At 29.8% G+C, this 19,724-nt stretch carries 21 protein-coding genes and 2 riboswitches; of the genes, 18 read left to right on the plus strand and 3 right to left on the minus strand.

Annotated elements, in window-relative coordinates; genetic code table 11:
- The first annotated feature begins 220 nt into the window (after positions 1 to 220).
- The 3 genes from KQH81_RS04920 to KQH81_RS04930 all read left to right on the plus strand — a co-directional run bounded on the left by KQH81_RS04920 (position 221) and on the right by KQH81_RS04930 (position 1,502).
- Positions 221 to 364 (plus strand): hypothetical protein, encoded by a 144-nt coding sequence (locus KQH81_RS04920; protein WP_230029027.1) that lies wholly within the window; start codon positions 221 to 223, stop codon positions 362 to 364.
- A gap of 61 nt (positions 365 to 425) precedes the next feature.
- A complete protein-coding gene (locus KQH81_RS04925; RefSeq protein WP_099335787.1) occupies positions 426 to 1,199 on the plus strand; it encodes a nucleotidyltransferase domain-containing protein in 774 nt (257 codons plus the stop codon).
- A 141-nt stretch (positions 1,200 to 1,340) separates the two neighbouring features.
- The gene (locus tag KQH81_RS04930; RefSeq protein WP_155850326.1) at positions 1,341 to 1,502 is read left to right on the plus strand and encodes a hypothetical protein; all 162 of its coding nucleotides are present in this window, start codon (positions 1,341 to 1,343) and stop codon (positions 1,500 to 1,502) included.
- Positions 1,503 to 1,676: 174 nt separating this feature from the next.
- Here KQH81_RS04930 and KQH81_RS04935 read toward each other — a convergent pair whose 3' ends face one another.
- Positions 1,677 to 2,006: a hypothetical protein gene (locus KQH81_RS04935; protein WP_074844735.1), complete on the minus strand. Its 330-nt coding sequence runs from the start codon at positions 2,004 to 2,006 to the stop codon at positions 1,677 to 1,679.
- A 78-nt stretch (positions 2,007 to 2,084) separates the two neighbouring features.
- Here KQH81_RS04935 and KQH81_RS04940 point away from each other — a divergent pair, with 78 nt between their 5' ends.
- The 7 genes from KQH81_RS04940 to KQH81_RS04970 all read left to right on the plus strand — a co-directional run bounded on the left by KQH81_RS04940 (position 2,085) and on the right by KQH81_RS04970 (position 5,194).
- Positions 2,085 to 2,261 carry a hypothetical protein gene (locus KQH81_RS04940; RefSeq protein ID WP_180269204.1) on the plus strand — a complete coding sequence of 59 codons (177 nt, stop codon included), beginning with the start codon at positions 2,085 to 2,087 and terminating at the stop codon, positions 2,259 to 2,261.
- Positions 2,245 to 2,502, plus strand: a complete 258-nt coding sequence (locus tag KQH81_RS04945) for a hypothetical protein (protein ID WP_099335786.1) — start codon at positions 2,245 to 2,247, stop codon at positions 2,500 to 2,502. The genes KQH81_RS04940 and KQH81_RS04945 overlap by 17 nt, the downstream gene beginning before the upstream one ends.
- A 197-nt stretch (positions 2,503 to 2,699) precedes the next feature.
- Positions 2,700 to 2,870, plus strand: coding sequence for a hypothetical protein (locus KQH81_RS04950; RefSeq protein ID WP_155850328.1), 171 nt, complete (start codon positions 2,700 to 2,702; stop codon positions 2,868 to 2,870).
- 251 nt (positions 2,871 to 3,121) lie between these two features.
- Entirely contained in the window at positions 3,122 to 3,373 is a 252-nt protein-coding gene (locus tag KQH81_RS04955; protein ID WP_051196323.1) for a hypothetical protein, read from the plus strand.
- Positions 3,374 to 3,480: 107 nt separating this feature from the next.
- On the plus strand, positions 3,481 to 4,047 hold the full coding sequence (locus KQH81_RS04960; protein ID WP_027639546.1) for a DUF4352 domain-containing protein: 567 nt from the start codon (positions 3,481 to 3,483) through the stop codon (positions 4,045 to 4,047).
- A gap of 276 nt (positions 4,048 to 4,323) precedes the next feature.
- Positions 4,324 to 4,569 (plus strand): hypothetical protein, encoded by a 246-nt coding sequence (locus tag KQH81_RS04965; RefSeq protein ID WP_027639547.1) that lies wholly within the window; start codon positions 4,324 to 4,326, stop codon positions 4,567 to 4,569.
- 34 nt (positions 4,570 to 4,603) lie between these two features.
- Complete coding sequence (locus KQH81_RS04970) at positions 4,604 to 5,194, plus strand: McrC family protein (protein ID WP_081670355.1); 591 nt, start codon at positions 4,604 to 4,606, stop codon at positions 5,192 to 5,194.
- Positions 5,195 to 5,404: 210 nt separating this feature from the next.
- On the opposite strand, the gene KQH81_RS04975 is transcribed toward KQH81_RS04970, so the two are convergent.
- Positions 5,405 to 6,430, minus strand: a complete 1,026-nt coding sequence (locus KQH81_RS04975; RefSeq protein WP_027639549.1) for an ornithine cyclodeaminase — start codon at positions 6,428 to 6,430, stop codon at positions 5,405 to 5,407.
- 458 nt (positions 6,431 to 6,888) lie between these two features.
- Between KQH81_RS04975 and KQH81_RS04980 the strand changes: the two genes are divergently transcribed.
- Complete coding sequence (locus tag KQH81_RS04980) at positions 6,889 to 7,779, plus strand: YitT family protein (protein WP_051196324.1); 891 nt, start codon at positions 6,889 to 6,891, stop codon at positions 7,777 to 7,779.
- Positions 7,780 to 7,901: 122 nt separating this feature from the next.
- Here the strand turns inward: KQH81_RS04980 and KQH81_RS04985 are convergent, their stop codons facing one another.
- Complete coding sequence (locus KQH81_RS04985; protein WP_230029029.1) at positions 7,902 to 10,646, minus strand: leucine-rich repeat protein; 2,745 nt, start codon at positions 10,644 to 10,646, stop codon at positions 7,902 to 7,904.
- 417 nt (positions 10,647 to 11,063) lie between these two features.
- Between KQH81_RS04985 and KQH81_RS04990 the strand changes: the two genes are divergently transcribed.
- The 7 genes from KQH81_RS04990 (at position 11,064) to KQH81_RS05020 (ending at position 19,683) form a co-directional block, all read left to right on the plus strand.
- Positions 11,064 to 11,345 (plus strand): DUF2325 domain-containing protein, encoded by a 282-nt coding sequence (locus tag KQH81_RS04990; RefSeq protein WP_027639552.1) that lies wholly within the window; start codon positions 11,064 to 11,066, stop codon positions 11,343 to 11,345.
- 119 nt (positions 11,346 to 11,464) lie between these two features.
- Entirely contained in the window at positions 11,465 to 11,890 is a 426-nt protein-coding gene (locus tag KQH81_RS04995) for a flavodoxin (protein ID WP_027639553.1), read from the plus strand.
- Between the two features lie 159 nt (positions 11,891 to 12,049).
- Positions 12,050 to 12,233, plus strand: a riboswitch (Lysine riboswitch).
- Positions 12,234 to 12,376: 143 nt separating this feature from the next.
- Positions 12,377 to 13,195 carry a transporter substrate-binding domain-containing protein gene (locus KQH81_RS05000; protein ID WP_027639554.1) on the plus strand — a complete coding sequence of 273 codons (819 nt, stop codon included), beginning with the start codon at positions 12,377 to 12,379 and terminating at the stop codon, positions 13,193 to 13,195.
- 67 nt (positions 13,196 to 13,262) lie between these two features.
- Complete coding sequence (locus KQH81_RS05005) at positions 13,263 to 14,039, plus strand: amino acid ABC transporter permease (RefSeq protein WP_027639555.1); 777 nt, start codon at positions 13,263 to 13,265, stop codon at positions 14,037 to 14,039.
- A 12-nt stretch (positions 14,040 to 14,051) separates the two neighbouring features.
- Positions 14,052 to 14,789, plus strand: coding sequence for an amino acid ABC transporter ATP-binding protein (locus KQH81_RS05010; RefSeq protein ID WP_027639556.1), 738 nt, complete (start codon positions 14,052 to 14,054; stop codon positions 14,787 to 14,789).
- Between the two features lie 60 nt (positions 14,790 to 14,849).
- Positions 14,850 to 14,933, plus strand: a riboswitch (cyclic di-GMP riboswitch).
- A 107-nt stretch (positions 14,934 to 15,040) separates the two neighbouring features.
- Positions 15,041 to 17,989 (plus strand): putative mucin/carbohydrate-binding domain-containing protein, encoded by a 2,949-nt coding sequence (locus KQH81_RS05015; RefSeq protein WP_178311634.1) that lies wholly within the window; start codon positions 15,041 to 15,043, stop codon positions 17,987 to 17,989.
- A 170-nt stretch (positions 17,990 to 18,159) separates the two neighbouring features.
- Positions 18,160 to 19,683, plus strand: coding sequence for a transposase (locus KQH81_RS05020; RefSeq protein WP_407647338.1), 1,524 nt, complete (start codon positions 18,160 to 18,162; stop codon positions 19,681 to 19,683).
- The last annotated feature ends 41 nt before the right edge of the window (positions 19,684 to 19,724 follow it).

Here is a 19,724-nt window from a genome sequence, read left to right on the forward strand (position 1 = left end):
GGTTAATAGAGTATCCCTCAAGTATAACAGGATCCACATCATATATTAAAAATTCAGCAGCAAATAAATTTGCTTCATGTTCTTCATATTATCCTAAAAAAGGATATAACATTGTTTTGATTTTATCCTTAAATAGGATATTATTAAAACATACCAAGACAAACAATTCACCTCAAAGAATAAGTTTATCATGGTAAATCTAAAAGAGGGGAGATATAGGATGGATACAAATAAAGAAAAACAACCTGTAACTAATGACCAATCTTTTGAGTCAAGAGTTTTCAAAAATCCATCAAAATCTTTCATATTAAATTCTGCCTTTCATAATTATTTCAGCTTGGTAGAGCTGATAAATAAATTATAAGTGGAAAATCATAGTAAATAATGGGGAAGTAGTGGAGATTAAAAAATGGGGGAAGTTAGCAATGGAACAGTCAATTGAAATAATGAAAAATTATATAGCAAACATTCTATTGGATAATAACCCTTCTATATATCTTTATGGTTCAATTGTGCTTGAAGATTTTAAAGATGGATGGAGTGATATTGATATATTGTGCTTAACAGAAACTAAAATTTCTGCTAAACAAGCAGAACAATTGCTTAACTTAAGACAAGAACTTTTAAATGAGTATAGAAACAATTCATATTTTCGCTCATTTGAGGGTAGTTTCTTAACACTTGAAGCATTTATTAATGATATTCCTGATACAGTTGCATATTGGGGTACAAGTGGTCAAAGAATAATAGATAAGCACTATGTTGATCCTTTTTCCATGGTAGAGTTGATTGAGCATGGAAATTTGTTATATGGTAATGAAGTAAGAAACAACTTCATCTATCCAACAAAAGAAGAAATTATAGAAGCTGTTTCAAAACATTATGAGATAATAAGAAAATTTGCAGTCATAACAGAAAGAAATTTATACTCGGCAGGTTGGCTTTTGGATATTGCAAGATGTATTTATACACTTAAAACAGGTAAAATAATTTCTAAAACAAAAGCAGGAAAATGGGCTTTAGACAACAATTTAGTTCTAGATATTGATATAATGAAAAAGGTTATAAAAATTAGGGAAGAACCTAATAGATATAAAAATGATAATGAAGTTATGAAGTGGTTGGGGACACTTGGGAATTATATTCAGAGATTTGCTGATGTTTTAGAGAAAGAAATTTCATTGGCAAAGTTAACATAGCTTTTAATTCACATTTTTAATATATTACGAAGATAAAATTAAATATAGATAAAAGAGGATACCGCACTATTCAGAAATTAAGTTGCGGTATTTTTTATGCCGTAATTCTAAGAAAGTTTGTAGATAATAAGGAGGAATTTTATGAAAGTAAAATATATTATACAATCTATAGGATATACACCTTTTAAATTTGGAGCTGAATACAAAGTTTTAGCAAATTACAGACAAAGTAGGCAACAAATAGATGACAATGGTTTTGTTGTTATAGATGATCGAGGGCGTGAAAATATGTTATTAAAATAATAGAAGATGATGAAAAGTGTTTCACATTTAATTATAAGCAATAATTCGCAATACTAAGAGAGTATTAACTAAGAAAATCATAAAATATTTGAACTTAATAAAGTAGATAAAACGTCATATGAGGATACTTACGCAAGATTGTATACTCATATGACAATAAAATGATAAAAGAACTTATTTGGTATCTTTATCAATGAATATTTGACCAGTTCCAACTATCACAACTCTATAATCGGATTTAAGAGGTATCAAATTAAATTTAGCTGATTTAGGGGCTAAACGAATACTTTGTAAAACAATTTGATTTTCATTGTAAACAGTAATAAGAGCGCTGTTATTAGATGAAACATTCTGCACAAAATAAGTATCATTATATGATAAGTTAAAATCACTTGCTTTATAAATACCTTCTGTAAATACATTTTTAGCAAATGCAGTTGTTGAAACAAATGGATTAAATATTAATTCTATTAAAATCAACAATATACAAATATATTTTTTCATAGAATATCCTCCTTTCAAAGTTATTTTGTGTAATGGAAATTATAATATGCAACTTATATAGGAAGGGTAGCTAAGAAAATGCGTTTTATTTATAGCTATATTATTGATAATTTGTTTTTGTGGGTAGGAGTTGAATACTATCTTGATGGTCAAATATTCAATCAGCATAGCGATACGGTATATGCAATAATTTTAGCTTCTCTTATAACTGATAAGCTAAGTAATAAAGAATACAGAGGTGATTACAATAAATAAAACTATAGCTAAAATAAGAAGATATAAAGAGCTTAAAGCTGAAATAATAGACGCAGATATAAAGTTACAAGAATTAGAAGATGAAATGCTAGGGATAACAGGACAAGGTATTGAACTAAAGAATTTATACAGAGAAGTTAAAGCTAAACAAAATACAATATCAGGTAGTGTCTATAAGGTTGATTCAAACGGTATACCGTTAAAGGATATCTGGAAACATATTGTTATAGATAGAATGTAGGGTGATGAAATAGATAATTCAACATCTATAATAAATAAAATTTGTAGTGTAGCTAAAAAAGAGGATATTATATCTATTAATTCTAGAAAAGATAGATATGAGTTTGTTGCAGATTTACTAGATGCTAATAAAATTAATGGCTTTGAAAATAGAACTGTAAAGAAATTATTGAAAGTAATTAATGGAGGTGGATAAAGATGAAAGGAGTTAAATGTTTAGAATGCAAGTACTTAGGTGAAACAACAGATAAATTCATTCCTACTTGCAAAGCATTCACAAAAGGAATACCAGATGAAATATTCTTTGAAAAAGTAACACATGATAAACCTTATCCTGGAGATAATGGGATACAATTTGAAGAAAAGTAAAAGCACTTACTAAGATAAAGAGTAGGTGCTTTTATTATGCTTAAAATTAAGGAGGAATATAAAAATGGAATTAAAAGAAACAGTTCAAATGATGGGGAGCTCAGACTATAAAGAAAGATTTATGGCGGAATATTTACAGTTAAATAAGAATGACTGGTTTAAGTAATATGCTTAAGAAATAAATTTGAGGAAGAACATCACAATAAAGAGGTAGAGTGGTATAATATGTATATGAAGGGTAGGTGAGTGTAATGATTTGGATTGAATGCATAAAGTCAATAGCTAGTACTGGAAAGGCTGGAAAATGTCCTTATTGTGGCAATATCAATACTGATTACGCTCATGTTAAAGTAGATAATGAAAATGGATATTTGGATGTATGGTGTAATGAGTGTAAAAAGATGGGACATATAAGTAGAGTAAGAATAAATAAAGAAATAAAAAATGTTATTAATTTGGATGAGGTTCATAAGGTTATTCCCAAATATGAAATAACATATTAAAAAGCACTTACTAATTTAAAGGTAGGTGCTTTTATTAAGATTATAAGGGTTATATTGACAAATTTTCCTTATATGGTAAAATAATCATTGGAAGTGGGGCGAAATATATGAAAAGAATAGTAAGAATTCTATTAGTAGGATTAATGATGTCAACTTTAGTTGCTTGTGGTAACGCAAATATACCTGTGAACGAAGAAGGGATTAAGCAAGAAAAAAAAGAAGATAATTATATAGCGTATGGTGATTCAGCAGACTCAGGGAATTGGAATATAAAAATTAGAGATGTTTCTGAGGTAAGTGAGGTAGATAAAAAAGACGGAGGGAAATTTACTGCAGATGGTAAATTTATAAATACATTATTGGATATGAAAAATATATCACAAAATCCTGTTTCTTATTCGTTAACTGATTTTAAACTAAAGGATATATCTACTGGTAAGACATATGTTATAGAAGATATAGGTTATGAAGTTGCTCATGAATTGATATCAGAAGAAAAATTTTATAAAGGAAATGATGAATATATAACAATAATGGATGATGTTAATCCAGATAAATCAAAAATAGCATGTATATCATTTGAAGTAAATGAGTATTTACAACTAGATAATTTAGTATTAGTAAATAAGAATAATGGAAATGCAGGTGAAGGTGTACAATTTAAATTAAAATAAGTTATTTATAAAGCATTTACTTAGATAAAGAGTGAGTGCTTTTATTATATATTAAAATTAAGTCTTAGAAAACTAAGGCTTTTTATTTTAACCTAAATAAGACTCTAAATTGCTTAAATATTATATTTGAACGATATGGGCCATTAGGAATGTATTGGGTAAGGAGGAAAGTATGAAAAGATTTATGATAATGAATTTATAATCTAAATCCCTTATTGAATACACTTAAAAATATTTTTAGACTCTGTTATGGTGTTATATTAAGAGGTGAACATAATGAGTAAAATTAATGATTTATGTGGAAACGTATATGGGGATTTAAAAGTTATAAAAAGAGAAGGCTCAAACAAATATGGAAAAGCTTTATGGAGATGCAAATGCAAATGTGGTAAAGAGATAATAGCTATAGGAACAGACCTAAAAAGAATGCATACAACTTCATGTGGATGTGGAAGAATAAAACACAATCTAAGAGATAGCAGATTGTATTCAATATGGAGTTGTATAAAAAAACAGATGTAATTCTCCTAGCCTCCACAATGAAACCCTCGACAATATTGAAGATTTTACAAAAGTAATAATTGATAGAAATACAAAAGATTATAAAATATTATTAAAATGGTCAAAGGTTTTTCTGATGAATAAAAGCTTCACTACTTTTTCGGGAAGCACGAATGCAAGAGCATTACTATTTCCGATGGAAAAAGTTTTTGAGGCTTATGTATCGAAAAATTTAAAAAAAGTTTTAGACGATTTAAATTGGGATGTATCAACACAAGATAGAAAATATTATTTATTTGATACTCCCAAGAAGTTCGCTTTACGTCCAGATATAGTGATAAACCGTGAAGATGGAAGTAGAGTTGTTTTGGATACCAAGTGGAAAATACTAATTAATAAACCGTCTCAAAACTATGGAATATCTCAAGAGGATATGTATCAAATGTATGCATATGCAAAGAAGTATAAAACACCTGAAATTTGGTTAATATATCCATGTCATGAAGAAATGGAAAATAGTCAAGATATAAGATTTGAATGCACTGAAGATGAAGAAAATATTAGAGTGAGGATATTTTTTATAGATGTAGCAAATATAACAGATAGCTTAGAAGCTTTGAGAAAAATATTAGTAATCAGAAGCTAACATTCCAAAGCATTTTATTTTTGTCAGAATCTCTAGAGTGTAATATTTTGAAGCATTGTAAGAAAATATATTCTTATAATTAGTCAAGAATAATTTTTTAAATAAAGCAATATTAAAATTAAGGGATGGAGTCACTTCATTCGTGACTTCCATGCCTTTTTAAATAATTATCATAAAAGCTATTTACAGAAATAATATAACAGTCTCTTTTTATCTTAACATTCCATACAAGTTTTTAGGATTTTCTAATATTGGGACAAGAGATTGAGGTACACCTATATTTTCATCCTTGGCAATGTCATACATCAAGCGTAGGATTGAAAAATCTTCTAAAGCAAAGCCTACTGAATCAAAAATAGTAATTTCATCAGGCTTTCTATCTATAGGTTTTCCAGTCTTAATTATATTCCAAATTTCAGTTACCTTAAAGTCTTTACTCATATGTTGAATTTCTCCTTCTATACGGCTTTGAGGTTCAAACTCAACATAGACATTTCCCATATGAAGAACTTCTGAATGAAGTTCGGTTTTTCCAGGACAATCTCCGCCAACACCATTTATATGCATACCTGGTTCAACCATATCAGGGGTAATGATTATAGCATTTTTCTTGTCTGCAGTAACAGTTGTTATAATATCAACGCCTTTGCATGCCTCTTTTGTACTGTTGCATTTTATTAATTTAAGATTTTTTACATCCTTAAGATTATTCATCAATTTATCAGTAGCAGAGGGATCTACATCGTAGCAATAAATTTCTTCTATACCTAATACATGATGAAAACCAAGGGCTTGGAATTCACTTTGACAACCATTTCCGATTAGAGCCATTTTTTTTGGATTAGGTTTTGCTAAATATTTTGCAGCCATTACGGAAGTAGCTGCTGTACGGATAGCAGTTGTTAATGTCAATTCACTTAAAAACAATGGAAATCCAGTTGATACGTCGGCTAAAAGACCAATGCCCATTACCGTTAAAAAGTTATGTTTAGGATTTCCAGGGTGACCATTTACATATTTAAATGAATAAGTTTTTGAATCACCTATAGGCATTAACTCAAGAACACCTATATCACTGTGGTGTGCTGTCCTTGGAATCTTGTGAAAATCATTCCAACGGCTGTAATCGTCTTCTAAATATGGGATAAGACGACTTATTACATTTTCTGATCCAACTGATTTTAAATATTTAGTCATGGTTGGTAAATCAATATACCTTGTTTTTAATGTTTCCAAATTTAACACCTCTCATATAATTTTTAGTGGAAATTGATTATGTAATAGAATAATTAAGAAGATAGACAGAGATGAATTTTTGTAATATAAAAGGTTATGTCAAAATATTCACACAATACTTACAATAACAATGTACCAAAACATTGGATTCATGTCAATTAACACTATATGTATAATTTGAACTTATAGAATTAATTTTTAAATTTTATATTGGAAAATAGCAGTCATAAATATAAAAAAGGCATCAAGTTTTGAAAAGAAATATTAAATGTAGAAATATGATGTTAAAATTTTTTATAAAACGCAGATTTCATAAGATTTTATCTGAGAAAAGTTAAAAAGGTTAGATTTTAAAATATAGGTAATTATGGTAAAATTAATTATGTAAATATTAAAAACGTTTACAATGAAAGAAACAAATTATATAAGAAATTAAATTAACTTTGAGGAGAGGTAAAATGGGGGAAAATATAAAAGCTTTTATCAAAGATTTACCAATATTAACATTTGGTATGTTTATTGGAGCAATAGCCGTACATTTCTTTTTGATTCCAAGTAAATTAATTATTGGGTCTATTACGGGGTTATCAATAGTAATTAATTTACTTACATCAATATCATTGCCAGTATTAATTTTTATTATAAATGCATTTTTGTTGGTATTGGCTTACTTTATTATTGGAAAAGAATTTGGCGTTAAAACTGTGTATTCAGCGTTGATTTTGTCACCTATGATTGCTATATTGGAAAAAATATATCCAATTGAACAATCATTAATGCAGGATCAGTGGTTAGATCTTTTGTGCTTTGTGTTGATTTTGAGTTTTTCACAAACAATTTTGTTTAGACATAATGCATCAACTGGAGGCTTAGATATTATAGCTAAGATTGTAAATAAATATTTTCATATTGATTTAGGAACGTCAGTTTCTATTGCAGGAGGACTTATTTGTTGTACTGCAATTTTTGTGTATGATATAAGATCAGTAATTATAGGATTAATTGGAACTTATCTTAACGGAATAATATTGGATCACTTTATGATAGGATTCAATTCTAGAAAAAGGGTATGTGTTATTTCGAAAGATTACCAGCTGATTCGTAATTTTATAATAGAAGATATGCATCGTGGTGCAACGCTATATCCAATTAAAGGTGGGCTAGAATATGAGGACAAATTTGAAATTGAAAGTTTAATGACACGAGAAGAATTTTCTTATCTTATGGAATTTATTAAAAAAGAGAAAATTGATGCATTTATTACGGCAGGAACAGTTAGTGAAATCTATGGGAATTTTGGCATGAAAGGAATTAAAGGCAAACCTAAAGTATTATTAGAAAACAAATAAAAATAACTACTAGCTTTGTAATGAAAATCTTTTTAGTATCTTAGTTCATATCATTACAGCGTATTAATAGTTAAAAGATACAAACTCCGAAGCAATGCTTCAGAGTTTGTTTGCTATTATTCCTAAACTTCTTTTCTGCTTTTTTTTCTTATAATGAAAGCCAACATTCCAGCAGAGGCTGTAAGGATAGAAGCCCATACTCCAATATTAGTGAAATCCCCTGTCTTTGGAGTTGTGACAACTTCATTAGTATATTGTCCAATTACAGGTTTAGTAGAAACTTCATTTTTGGTATTAGTACTCTCAGGTGATGCTAAGGAAGAGTTTATATTTCCATCAGTAGGAGTTTCAGATGGATTTGTACCTGGAGTTTCAGGTTTTTGAATTTGATTCACTGTTATTTCGTTAGAAACTATAGAATACTTGTATTGTTTATCTCCATAAGTTGAAGGATATATGCTCTTTACAATGCGGTATGTTCCATTTTCATTAACTTTAAAACTTCCTGAAAGTTCATCTGCTTTATCTGATGAAATATTTTCAGAAACAGTTGTGAATATACCATCATCATTTTTTCTTTGAAGTTCTGTTTTAATGTCCCAATCATATCCTTTATCATTCATAATGGTTACTATATCTGTGTTCTCTAATCCTTGAGATGCAAGCATATTCTTATATTCCTTAATACTAGTGATTTCTTTATCCATATTAGAAACTGTAGAATTGTACCATAGGAGTAAATCAAGCATTCCAAATTCTTGTGACCACTTTAATTTCTGATTTTTGTCCACATTTAATGATAAGGCTGTTACTGATTTTTGAGGGAATATTTTGGCATCTCCCACTAATTTTCTAAGGAAACTGTCAACTTTATTAATATTATTCATTTGTAAATCTAATGTTCTAAGCTTAATATTATCAGGAAGAATATCTGTGTTAAATGATGTCAAATCATTATCATAAAGTCTCAATTCTTCCAATTGTGTGTTATTTACAAAGGCTGCTTTCTCTATTTTTGAAATTCTATTAGAATCTAATCCTAAATGCTTAAGGTTTTTTAGGTTTTTGAAAGATTCTGCATTGATTTCTGATATCCTATTTTTAGTAATAGATATCCTTTCTAATTTTATCAGATTTTCAATTCCATCTGGTATTTTTGAAAGAAAGTTATTATCTAAAAATATCATTTTAAGTGAAGATAATGATTTAAGAGCAGAAGATGGTATTTCTTTAAGCTTATTGCCTGAAAAAGATAGACTAGTAAGATTATTTAATCCATAAAAAGCATTTTTATCAATTGACTCTATTGAATTTTCACCTAAATCAATTTCAACTGCTGAACTTAATCCAGTAAAATCTTTGTTATCAATAGCTGTAAGTTTATTTGTAGATAGTGCAACATAAGAAATTTTGTTGTTATTAAGGAAAAAGTTTTCGGGAATATCTGTAATATGATTAGCTTGAGCATAGAAATTTTCTAAATTAGTCATATTATCTAAAAGTCCTTTTGGAAGCACCTTTATGTTATTTCGAGATATATCAAGAGTTGTCAATTTGTCAGATAAATCTTTTAACATACTGATATCAGTTAATTTATAACTACTTAAATCTAATTCACCAGAAATAGCTTGTAGTTCTGCTTTACTGATTTTTTTATCACCATCTAAGTCAAAACCTTTCTTAACTAATACCTGTTCTAAAAGTGCAGAATCGGTAGGGGTATTCTTATTGTCTATGTCATATTTATATCCAGTCCATCCTTTTTCTATATTGCTACCAAAAGTCATATCTAGTTTTGTATATTTTTCATATTTACCTATATCTGTGATTTGACCACCCATCATAGTTACTAGTACAGCTCCCTTATGCATTTTAGAAAGATTCTTAATAGGAATCGTAAATTCTTGGAGCTTGAAGGTTCCGTCATTATCAGGTTCTCCAATTTTTTTCTGTTCAGATTTTGGATATTGACCATTAGATTCAATACTAAAATCTAACAGGAATTTTGCTAGACCAGTGTTCAGCATAGAAATCTTCATTTCTCCGTTTTTTACAGTAAGTTTTACTTTAGGATCAAATGCTCCTTGCAGCATAGAGGAACTGTCTTTACCTTCAACATTTGCTCTAAAGCTTAGAGTATATTCACCATTTTCCAACTTTTCAGGATCTAATTGAGTGTTTTCAAAAGTATTGATTGCATTTTGCAATGCTTCTACTGCGTTATTGAGTTCTGATTGTGTTTTGGCAGTATCTCTGACTTTTTCAGCTTCTTGAATTGCAATCTGTAAAGTTTTGAATGCTTTATATGTTTTAGTACCTTGTTTAATTAGTTTTGCATTATCAATTTTCTGATTTAAGGAATCTTTGTTTAATATCTGTACACCATCAGAAGTATCTCCAATATCTTTCTGAGAAACAAGTTTATATGTTTTGCCATTCTTTGAAAAATGTATTTCTTTATTCTTATATCCTTTTGCTTTTATAAGAATGGTATTGTCACCCTCAACAAATGCGCCGTCTTTGATTCTTAAACCATATGGAGAAATTTCAAATATTAATTTGCTATTTTCCTCATTTATATCTTTTTTATATTTTGTTCCATTAACTAAAACCTCATCTATACTATTAGCATACTTAGAGTCATTGGAATTGTCTGAATATTTATCGATATTTGGGAAATCTAATCCCTGTGCCCAATCACTACCATTCCATTTTAATTCTGATACTTGTGTACCAGTTAGCAATGTTTTAAAAGTTGCCCTGATTTCTCGTGTTGTATTTTCCAATGCCAAAACAGGAGCAGCAGTTTGTGTGAAAATGAACGCTGCTGATAGCACCAAAGGTGTAACTTTTTTTAGTTTTTTCATGAATTCATACCTCCTATTTCAAGTTAGTTATAACTAACTTGTTTTCTTTTTTAGATTATATTTCCAATAGTATTTTGTCAAGCTATTTATAGAGAATTTAAGTTTTAACTAAATTATTATCACAATTATTAATATAAAGAAGGATATTTCTATTTATAATTATAAAATTTAAAAATATATTTGACAACTAATGCACAACATGGTATATTACAATTAGTTAGCTAATACTAACTGAGTTATGTGGATGATATCCACTTTTATTTAACAGAATAAGTTAGTTTAAGCTAACTTGTAAAGTGACGACTTTAGAAATTGACTAGTTTTTAATATACAATATATTTTAAAGCGGTAAAGTGTTGTTACCGTTTATATTTCAAAATATGAGTTAGTTAAGCCTAACTCGAAGGAAGGTGTAGGATGAGTGTTGTAATTATAGGTGGTAATGAGCGAATGGCTTGCCAGTATGAAACGATTTGCAAAAATTATGGATGCAAAGCAAAGGTATATGCAAAGGAAAATGGTTCTATTAAAAAGAAACTTGGTCGACCTGATTTGATGGTGCTTTTTACGAATACAGTGTCTCATAAAATGGTAATTAGTGCAATGCAAGAAGCAAAGAAAAATGGAATTACTATTGCTCGTATACATAGTAGTTCTGCTACAGCATTGAATAATGCATTAAAAGAGCATTGCAGATAAAGAAGTTAGTATAGATTAAAGACTATATAAAATAGTATCTTTATTAAAAAAATAAGATTGTTCTAAGCAGCTTAAAGTAGCTGTTTGAAATAAAAATAATATGAAAAGAGGTTATATAAATGAGTAATATTGCAGTTGTATATTGGAGTGGTACTGGAAATACAAAGATTATGGCGGATTGTGTTGCTAATGGAGCAAAAGAAGCTGGTGCGGAAGTTACAGTATATACTTCAGCAGAATTTTCAGCCGATTTGATGAATAAATTTGATGCTATTGCTTTTGGATGCCCATCTATGGGAGCAGAACAATTAGAGGAAAGTGAGTTTGAACCTATGTTTTCATCTTGTGAATCTAAGCTTGGAGGAAAGAAAATAGCTTTATTTGGTTCTTATGGATGGGGAACTGGAGAATGGATGCAAAGCTGGCAAGAAAATTGTGAGGATAAGGGTGCAAACCTTGTTTGTGAAAGTGTTATTTGTAATGAAACACCAGATGATGAAGCTCAAAAAGCTTGCTATGATTTAGGTAAAGCATTAGCAGTTTAAATGAATTAAATATAGGATATGATATCATAATGATAAGGGATTAAGTTTGATGAATATATAAAAATTTTATAATTGTTTATATATTTAAAAAAATAAATTGACAAACATTAACTATATTGATATTATAAGAATATAAAATTGAATATATACCTCACTTTGCTGTGAGGTAGAGGCGCGAAATCTAACAGTCTTTAGCAGAGCTAGAGAGAGCTATGAAGCTATAGAGAAGGGGATTTTGCCGAAGTTTGTAATATATCTCAGTATTACTTGCTGGGTCTACAGTTAAGAACTGTAGGACTGTCTTAATAAGCTACCCGGTTTATTAAGTTGCGCTATCTCAAATGGGAAAGATGAGGGAAATTAGTATGAAATTTAAGCTAAACCCTACAGGTTTAGCTTTTTTGTATTTATAATCTCATCAAAAGATTTAAGATAGTGCCAACCCTAGAGGTTGGTTTTTTATTACAAAAAAAGGAGAGGATAAATATGAAAAAGGGGTTATTATCATTAATTTTAGCTGTAGCAACAGCAGCAGTTACATTTACAGGATGTGGTGCAAAGGAGTCATCAGAAAATGTTTTTAAAGTAGGAATGGAGGCAGGATATGCACCTTTTAACTGGACTCAATTAGATGATTCAAATGGAGCAGTAAAAATAGATGGAAGTGCAGAATATGCAGGTGGATATGATGTGGAAATAGCAAAAAAAATAGCTGATTCATTAGGTAAAAAATTAGTTATAGTTAAAACTGAATGGGATGGCTTAGGACCAGCATTAACATCAGGGAAAATAGATGCTATTATTGCAGGGATGTCACCAACGGCAGAACGTAAAGAAACATTAGATTTCACAGATATATATTATAAATCAGATTTAGTTATGCTTGTTAAAAAAGGCGGAGCATATGAGAATTCAAATACATTAAAGGATTTTTCGGGGGCTAAAATAACAGCTCAATTAAATACTTTCCATTATTCCGTAATAGATCAAATACCATCAGTTAATAAGCAAACTGCTATGGACAACTTCCCAGCTATGAGAGTGGCATTGGAATCTGGAGTAATAGATGGATATGTTACAGAGAGACCAGAAGCATTAAGTGCCCAAATGGCAAATGAAAAATTTAAGATGGTAGAATTCAAAGATGGATTTACTACATCAGAAGAAGATACAGCTATAGCAGTTGGAGTAGCAAAGGGAAGTGAATTGAAGGATAAGATCAATGAAATTCTAAAGGGAATATCACAAGAAGATAGATTGAAGATTATGGATGAGGCTATTAAGAATCAACCAGCAGCTCAATAGTTAAATGTATAGAACATTATGGAGAGTGTATATTATATGATTTAAATATTTTAAGGAGAGTTTTGTTATGAGTCTAGAATGGGTAATAAATATATTGAAAAATAACTGGCCAATGTTCTTGCGTGGAGCTGGAATGACTTTATTAATTTCTATAATAGGGACATTGATAGGAACATTGATAGGACTTATAGTTGGAGTTGTAAGGACTATTCCAGTTCCAGAAAGAGGAGCTAAAAGATCAGTTTTAAAGATAGTAAATACACTTTTATCGATTTATATAGAGTTTTTCCGCGGTACTCCTATGATAGTACAAGCTATGGTTATTTATTATGGATCTGCAGCAGCTTTTGGAATAGACATAGATAGAGTTTTAGCAGGATTATTTATAGTATCGATAAATACAGGTGCCTACATGTCTGAAATAGTGAGAGGTGGAATTATTTCTATAGATAAGGGCCAATTTGAGGCAGCGGAAGCTATAGGAATGAATCATTTTCAGACTATGACAAACGTAGTTTTGCCACAGGTTATTAGAAATATTTTACCAGCAACAGGAAATGAATTCGTTATTAATATAAAAGATACCTCTGTCTTAAATGTTATATCTGTATCGGAACTATATTTCCAGACAAAGACTATATCCGGAAATAATTTTAGATATTTCGAATCATTCTTTATAACATGCATAATTTACTTTATTATGACATTTACAGTTACGAGAATATTAAGAGCAATAGAAAAGAAGCTTGATGGACCAGAAAACTATATTATGGCAGGAAATCAAATGCAAGTTGAAACACCAGAAGAGATTGCTAAAAAATCTGCTGAAAATGTGGTGGCTTAAGGAGGAATAAATATGGAAAAGATAATTGAAATTAATCATTTAAGTAAATCCTTTGGAAACCATAAGGTTTTAAAAGATATAGATTTCTCTGTTAATAAAGGAGAAGTTGTCTGTATTATAGGATCTTCCGGATCTGGAAAATCAACATTATTAAGATGTGTAAATCTTTTAGAAAAACCAACAGGTGGCGAAATAATATACAATGGTGAAAATATATTAGATGATAAACACGATATATATAAATATAGAACTAAGCTTGGAATGGTATTTCAACAATTTAATTTATTTAACAATCATAATGTTTTAAGCAATTGTGTAGTTGGACAGATTAAGGTTTTAGGGCGAAGCAAGGAAGAAGCAGAGAAAGTTGCTATGAAATATTTAGATATTGTAGGTATGAGTAATTATATAAATGCTAAGCCAAAACAATTATCAGGAGGACAAAAACAAAGAGTAGCAATAGCAAGAGCTTTATCTATGGAACCTGATGTAATATTGTTTGATGAACCAACATCTGCTTTAGATCCAGAAATGGTTGGAGAAGTTCTAAAGGTAATGAAAAAGCTTGCAGAAAGTGGGCTTACAATGCTAGTTGTAACTCATGAAATGGAGTTTGCAAGAGAAGTATCCCATAGAGTTGTCTTTATGAATAATGGGATTATTGAGGAAGAAGGAGACCCTGAAGAAATTTTCAATAATCCTAAAAAGGAAAGAACAAGAGAATTTTTAAAACGTACTTTGAGAAAATAATGTCATAGAAAGTCAAAAAATGTTTACTTTTTAATAATGCTAAGATATAATAAAGAATAAATAGAATATTAGCAAAATTAGAGAAATCTAATGACGCAAAGCTAGAGGGGCTAAAGTCTTACACCATGCCAGCCAGTTGCCAAAGAGTGAATATTCTTTGTATTCTTGTTTTTAACGACCGCTCTTTAGAGTGGTCTTTTTTGCTCTTTGGGGGAATTTTTCTTTAAAATTATTTGAAAGGGAGATGAGCCATGAACAAAAAATTTATTGTAACAGGGTTATTAGTAAGTATGCTAATAACAAACACTAATACTGTAACAGCTTTTTCAAGCACCAATACTGTAACCAAAGACAGTATAGAAAATTTAAAAATCTATAGAAAAACAAGTCTAAGTCCAGGTCAGGACAATAAAAAATTCAACATAACATTCCACATAAGTGAACCATTAGGCATAGAAGTAATGGAAGCAACAGAAGTGGATGTACTTATTACAGGTGAAGGGATATCAGGTAGTGCAAATTTAGCACTTCACGATGTAAATAATTTAAGAGGACTAAAAAATGTTAGAGTAGGTGAAAAAACTACGGTACATATTCCTAGAAAAGGTGAATTATTTTTAGAGGTAGGAAATATTAAATATGATGGAAATGTAGATGATGATTTTTCTTTAGATGTAACCATTACATTAAACGGAAAAGACTACAAAATAACACCAACATATGATATGAGAAAAGAAAAGATTACTGATAAAGTTTTAGATGAAGAAAAATTTGAGGAAACTATTTTTTCTAAAGAAAATTCAGAAGATGGAGCTTTATTAATAAGTGATAATGTAAGAATTTATGTGCCAAAATCAAAATATATACCTAAAGATATAGATGCTAGTGATACATTAGATACACATGAAAAAATAATAGCAACATATAATAAAGTTGCAGGATTAGACGAAAAAAACAATGATGAAATAAATAGACCGAGAGAAAACTTTGTATTAGTTAGTGCGAGAAATGAACAAGCTGGATATATGTCTGCTGGTGGACAAATGTTAGATACATTACCTCAAAACATACATGAATATTTTAAAAAGCCAAAAACTCAAGATGTATGGGGAATGTACCATGAGTATGGGCATATGTATGAACAGGGATGGGGATTTATAGAGTATTGGAATAATATGTTTGCAAATACTCTTAGAAGAGTTGATTTTGAAAATCCAAATTGGTCTTGGATTTATGGTAATGAAAAAACTAATTATGATATAAAAAGTGTAATTCCTAGTTATGAAAATTATTTAAAAACAGGGAAAAAGGGAAGTATACATGCCATGTATTTCTTTTTAAGCTTTATAGACAACATAGATAGTGACTTTATGGCAAAGGCTGAAACTTATTATAGAGAAAATGGATACTCAAGAGGTGGATGGGATTATATTGCTTATTTTATAGCAAAAGAGTATAAGTTAAATGTAATACCATACATTGAAGCAACAGGAAATAGCGTAACATCACAAAGGGTAATAGATGATGTTCTTGAAAATGCAACATCAAGCTTCATATATATGTCAGATACAGAAAACTTTAATAAATATAAAAATATATCAATTCCTCCAACTTTAAAATCTATATTTGATGGAAAAAACTGTGTTATATCGGGCATGAGTAATCCTAATGCAGAAATATTTATAGATGTAGATGGAATTCATTATAAGACTACAGCTGATGAAAATGGTAAATTTAATTATGAATTAGGTGTAGATATATCATTAGATAGCAATGTAAGTGTAGCTTCTAAAGAACAAGGAAAAGAAACAAGCTTTTATAAAAAACTTCAAATCAAAGATTCGACTAATGAAATAATGTTTAAAGGATATAAAAGTGAAACTTTTTTAACATTAAAATTTGATTATGAAAATAAAAAATTTAAATCGGAATCTAGTGGAAATCCAGCAAATGTCTATATAGGAGGACAATATATTAAAATTGAGCACTATGATAAACATGGAAATAAAAAAGGCAATTATGCATTAAATGGTGGACAAACTGCAGATGAATTAGCTAATAAATTAAATGAAACAAATTATAGAGATGGAGATTATTTAAAACTATATCATGCTGAAAAAGATAGATTGGCTATTAATGGTAAAGTCAAAAATGCACCAGCATACATAAATGAAAGCTTAGGCAAAGTAGATTTAAATAACAGCTATTTTTATATTATAAATGGGAAATTAACTTACTCAAACATAAGGCTAGATTTAGGGTTTAATAAAGATGATTTGGAAGATTTTATAGAAAAAGTTAGCACTCTTAAGAAAAATTACTATACAAAAACTACTTGGGACAATGTGATAGAAAAATCCAATGAGGCTAAATTAGTATATGATAACAATGAAGCAAGTAATAAAGAAATAGTTGAGTCAGCCATAAATCTTAAAGAAGCTATAGAAAATTTAAGAGCAATAAATTTAATAGAATTTATAGGTTCACACTCTAATATGTTCTTGAAGATTGAATTTGATATGGACAATAAGAAATTTAAAGCAATATCAAATGGAGAAATAGCTCATAGATATTATGGATCAGCAGTATATGCTACAATAACTCATTATGATAAAAAAGGAAATGAAAAAGGGAAGTACCAAATAAGAGCTAATGAAACATCAGAAGCAGTAGCAGCTAAATTAAATGAAACAAGCTTCGTAGAGGGTGATTATTTAAAATTCACTCATTTAGAGAAAACAGGAGCATTTAGAATAAAAGGATATGTAGAAAATTCACCATCAGACTTGAGCAATGGGGTAGGAAAATTAGATTTAAATAATAGTTTCTTCTATTTAGTTGGTGAAAGTTTAAAGTATTCTGATTCACAATTAGATTTATCTGCAAACAAAGATGATTTAATTGTAAAATTAGAAGAATCTAAAAAAATATCAAATAAAGGTTATACGAAGTCATCATTTGAGAACTTACAAAATAAAATATCGGAAGGTGAAACTTTAGTAGAAACGCCAAATTTATATGAAAAAGAGGTCACAGAGGCTATATCCAATATAGATGCTGCAATAAAAAATTTGGGAAAAATAAATGAAGTAGTATTTAAAGGATATAACAATGAAATAATACTATCTTTAAAATTTGATACAGATAAAAATAAGTTTGTGGCTGTATCAAGTGGTAAAACTGCAAATCCATATTTCTAAAAAATGAATTTTATGGTACTTAATATTTAAGGGGCTGTAAAAAAACTCCCCTAAAAGAAAAATCGCTGAGGTCGTGAGACTCCAGCGATTTTTTGGTATAATTAATTATGCCACTAACTAATAAAACCAATAATAATTATACTCTACGTCAGTTGAAATTACCATTAGAAATGGAAAAATTAATTGATATTTCTGATCCGGTATACACTTTTTGTGAGGTTATGGATCACATCGACCTATCAAGATATTTTGTAGAGAAGGGTTGCAAAACAGGTCGTCCAAGATGTGATGAACAGAAGCTCCTCAAGGTGATACTCTTTGCCTTTATGGAACACGGAATCTGTTCTCTGCGGTACATTGAAAAACTCTGCAGAAATGATATCCGGTATATGTATCTTCTTGATGGAATGAAGGCACCTTCATTTGCCACTTTCGGCAACATGATCCGAAAGGAACTTACTGATTCCATAGAACAAATTTTTTTAGATATGAATACTTATATTTTTGAAAAAGACCATGTTGACTTGCAGCATACCTATATCGATGGTACTAAAATAGAAGCTAACGCGAACCGCTATACTTGGGTATGGAAAAAGTCATGTACAAAAAACCGGGGAAAAGTTTTTGAAAAGATATCCACGCTAATCGATGCCATGAACCATGAAGTTTTAGGCTATTTAAATGTGAAACTTGAAAAGCGGGAAGAGTATGCCATCGATTATGTTTCTGAATTGCTGGAAATGTACAGGAAAGTAATAAACCTAGATGAGTCCACTTTTGTATCTGGTTGTGGTCATAGAAAAAGCATTCAGCAAAAACAGTATCAGGAATTACAAGGATATTTGGAACGTTTGAAAACATATGCGCATCATATAGAAGTTTGTGGAGAGGAAAGAAACAGCTATTCCAAAACGGATCATGATGCCACTTTTATGCGGTTAAAACGGGATTACATGGGAAATGATCAGCTGCTTCCAGCATATAATCTTCAGACCGCTGTCTGCGATGAATACATTGCGGCAGTTGATGTAAAACCATACGCATCAGACATGGAATGCTTTGTTCCTTTACTGGAGAAGTTCAATAAATCCTACGGGCATTACCCCAAATATCCAGTTGCAGATGCAGGGTATGGTTCTTACAATAACTATCTTTATTGTGAAGAGCATGGGATGGAAAAATATATGAAATTCACCATGTTTAAAAAAGAAACAACAGATAAAAAGTATCATGAAAACCCCTATCGAGCAGTAAACTTTAAGCAGGATGAATCCGGAAATCTGATATGTCCAAACGGGAAGAAATTTTACTTTAAAAGCAGGCGACATGTTTACAAAAACAAATATGGAAGAACGGAAGAAATCTATGAATGTGAAACCTGTGAAGGATGCCAGTATAAAAGTGATTGTTGTCCTAAAGCATCCCATAACAGGACAATCCACATGAATCAGGAACTAACCTCTATTCATAAAGAGGTGATTTCAAACCTTGAATCCATACACGGAGCACTTTTAAGAATGAATCGCAGCATACAGGCAGAAGGAACGTTTGGTGTTTTAAAATGGGATAAGTCTTACAAAAGACTATTCCGAAGAGGCGAGAAAAACGTAATTCTTGAACTTACGTTGATTTCTTGCGGTTTTAACCTTTACAAATATCATAATAAAAAGCATAGAAAAGGGCTGGCTGCGTAAAATCAAAGAGTTATACACACAGCCTTATTAAGTGCACATTT

Origin of the sequence: Clostridium cadaveris (assembly GCF_020911725.1) — a bacterium.
Taxonomy (GTDB): Bacteria; Bacillota; Clostridia; order Clostridiales; family Clostridiaceae; genus Clostridium_X; species Clostridium_X cadaveris.

Excerpts from the sequence above, each read along its gene's own strand:
- KQH81_RS04920 (WP_230029027.1), top strand. The coding sequence starts at position 221 with ATGGATACAAATAAAGAAAAACAACCTGTAACTAATGACCAATCTTTT.
- KQH81_RS04925 (WP_099335787.1), top strand. The coding sequence starts at position 426 with ATGGAACAGTCAATTGAAATAATGAAAAATTATATAGCAAACATTCTA.
- KQH81_RS04930 (WP_155850326.1), top strand. The coding sequence starts at position 1,341 with ATGAAAGTAAAATATATTATACAATCTATAGGATATACACCTTTTAAA.
- KQH81_RS04935 (WP_074844735.1), bottom strand. The coding sequence starts at position 2,006 with ATGAAAAAATATATTTGTATATTGTTGATTTTAATAGAATTAATATTT.
- KQH81_RS04940 (WP_180269204.1), top strand. The coding sequence starts at position 2,085 with ATGCGTTTTATTTATAGCTATATTATTGATAATTTGTTTTTGTGGGTA.
- KQH81_RS04950 (WP_155850328.1), top strand. The coding sequence starts at position 2,700 with ATGAAAGGAGTTAAATGTTTAGAATGCAAGTACTTAGGTGAAACAACA.
- KQH81_RS04955 (WP_051196323.1), top strand. The coding sequence starts at position 3,122 with ATGATTTGGATTGAATGCATAAAGTCAATAGCTAGTACTGGAAAGGCT.
- KQH81_RS04960 (WP_027639546.1), top strand. The coding sequence starts at position 3,481 with ATGAAAAGAATAGTAAGAATTCTATTAGTAGGATTAATGATGTCAACT.
- KQH81_RS04965 (WP_027639547.1), top strand. The coding sequence starts at position 4,324 with ATGAGTAAAATTAATGATTTATGTGGAAACGTATATGGGGATTTAAAA.
- KQH81_RS04980 (WP_051196324.1), top strand. The coding sequence starts at position 6,889 with ATGGGGGAAAATATAAAAGCTTTTATCAAAGATTTACCAATATTAACA.
- KQH81_RS04985 (WP_230029029.1), bottom strand. The coding sequence starts at position 10,646 with ATGAAAAAACTAAAAAAAGTTACACCTTTGGTGCTATCAGCAGCGTTC.
- KQH81_RS04990 (WP_027639552.1), top strand. The coding sequence starts at position 11,064 with ATGAGTGTTGTAATTATAGGTGGTAATGAGCGAATGGCTTGCCAGTAT.
- KQH81_RS04995 (WP_027639553.1), top strand. The coding sequence starts at position 11,465 with ATGAGTAATATTGCAGTTGTATATTGGAGTGGTACTGGAAATACAAAG.
- KQH81_RS05000 (WP_027639554.1), top strand. The coding sequence starts at position 12,377 with ATGAAAAAGGGGTTATTATCATTAATTTTAGCTGTAGCAACAGCAGCA.
- KQH81_RS05005 (WP_027639555.1), top strand. The coding sequence starts at position 13,263 with ATGAGTCTAGAATGGGTAATAAATATATTGAAAAATAACTGGCCAATG.
- KQH81_RS05010 (WP_027639556.1), top strand. The coding sequence starts at position 14,052 with ATGGAAAAGATAATTGAAATTAATCATTTAAGTAAATCCTTTGGAAAC.
- KQH81_RS05015 (WP_178311634.1), top strand. The coding sequence starts at position 15,041 with ATGAACAAAAAATTTATTGTAACAGGGTTATTAGTAAGTATGCTAATA.
- KQH81_RS05020 (WP_407647338.1), top strand. The coding sequence starts at position 18,160 with ATGGAAAAATTAATTGATATTTCTGATCCGGTATACACTTTTTGTGAG.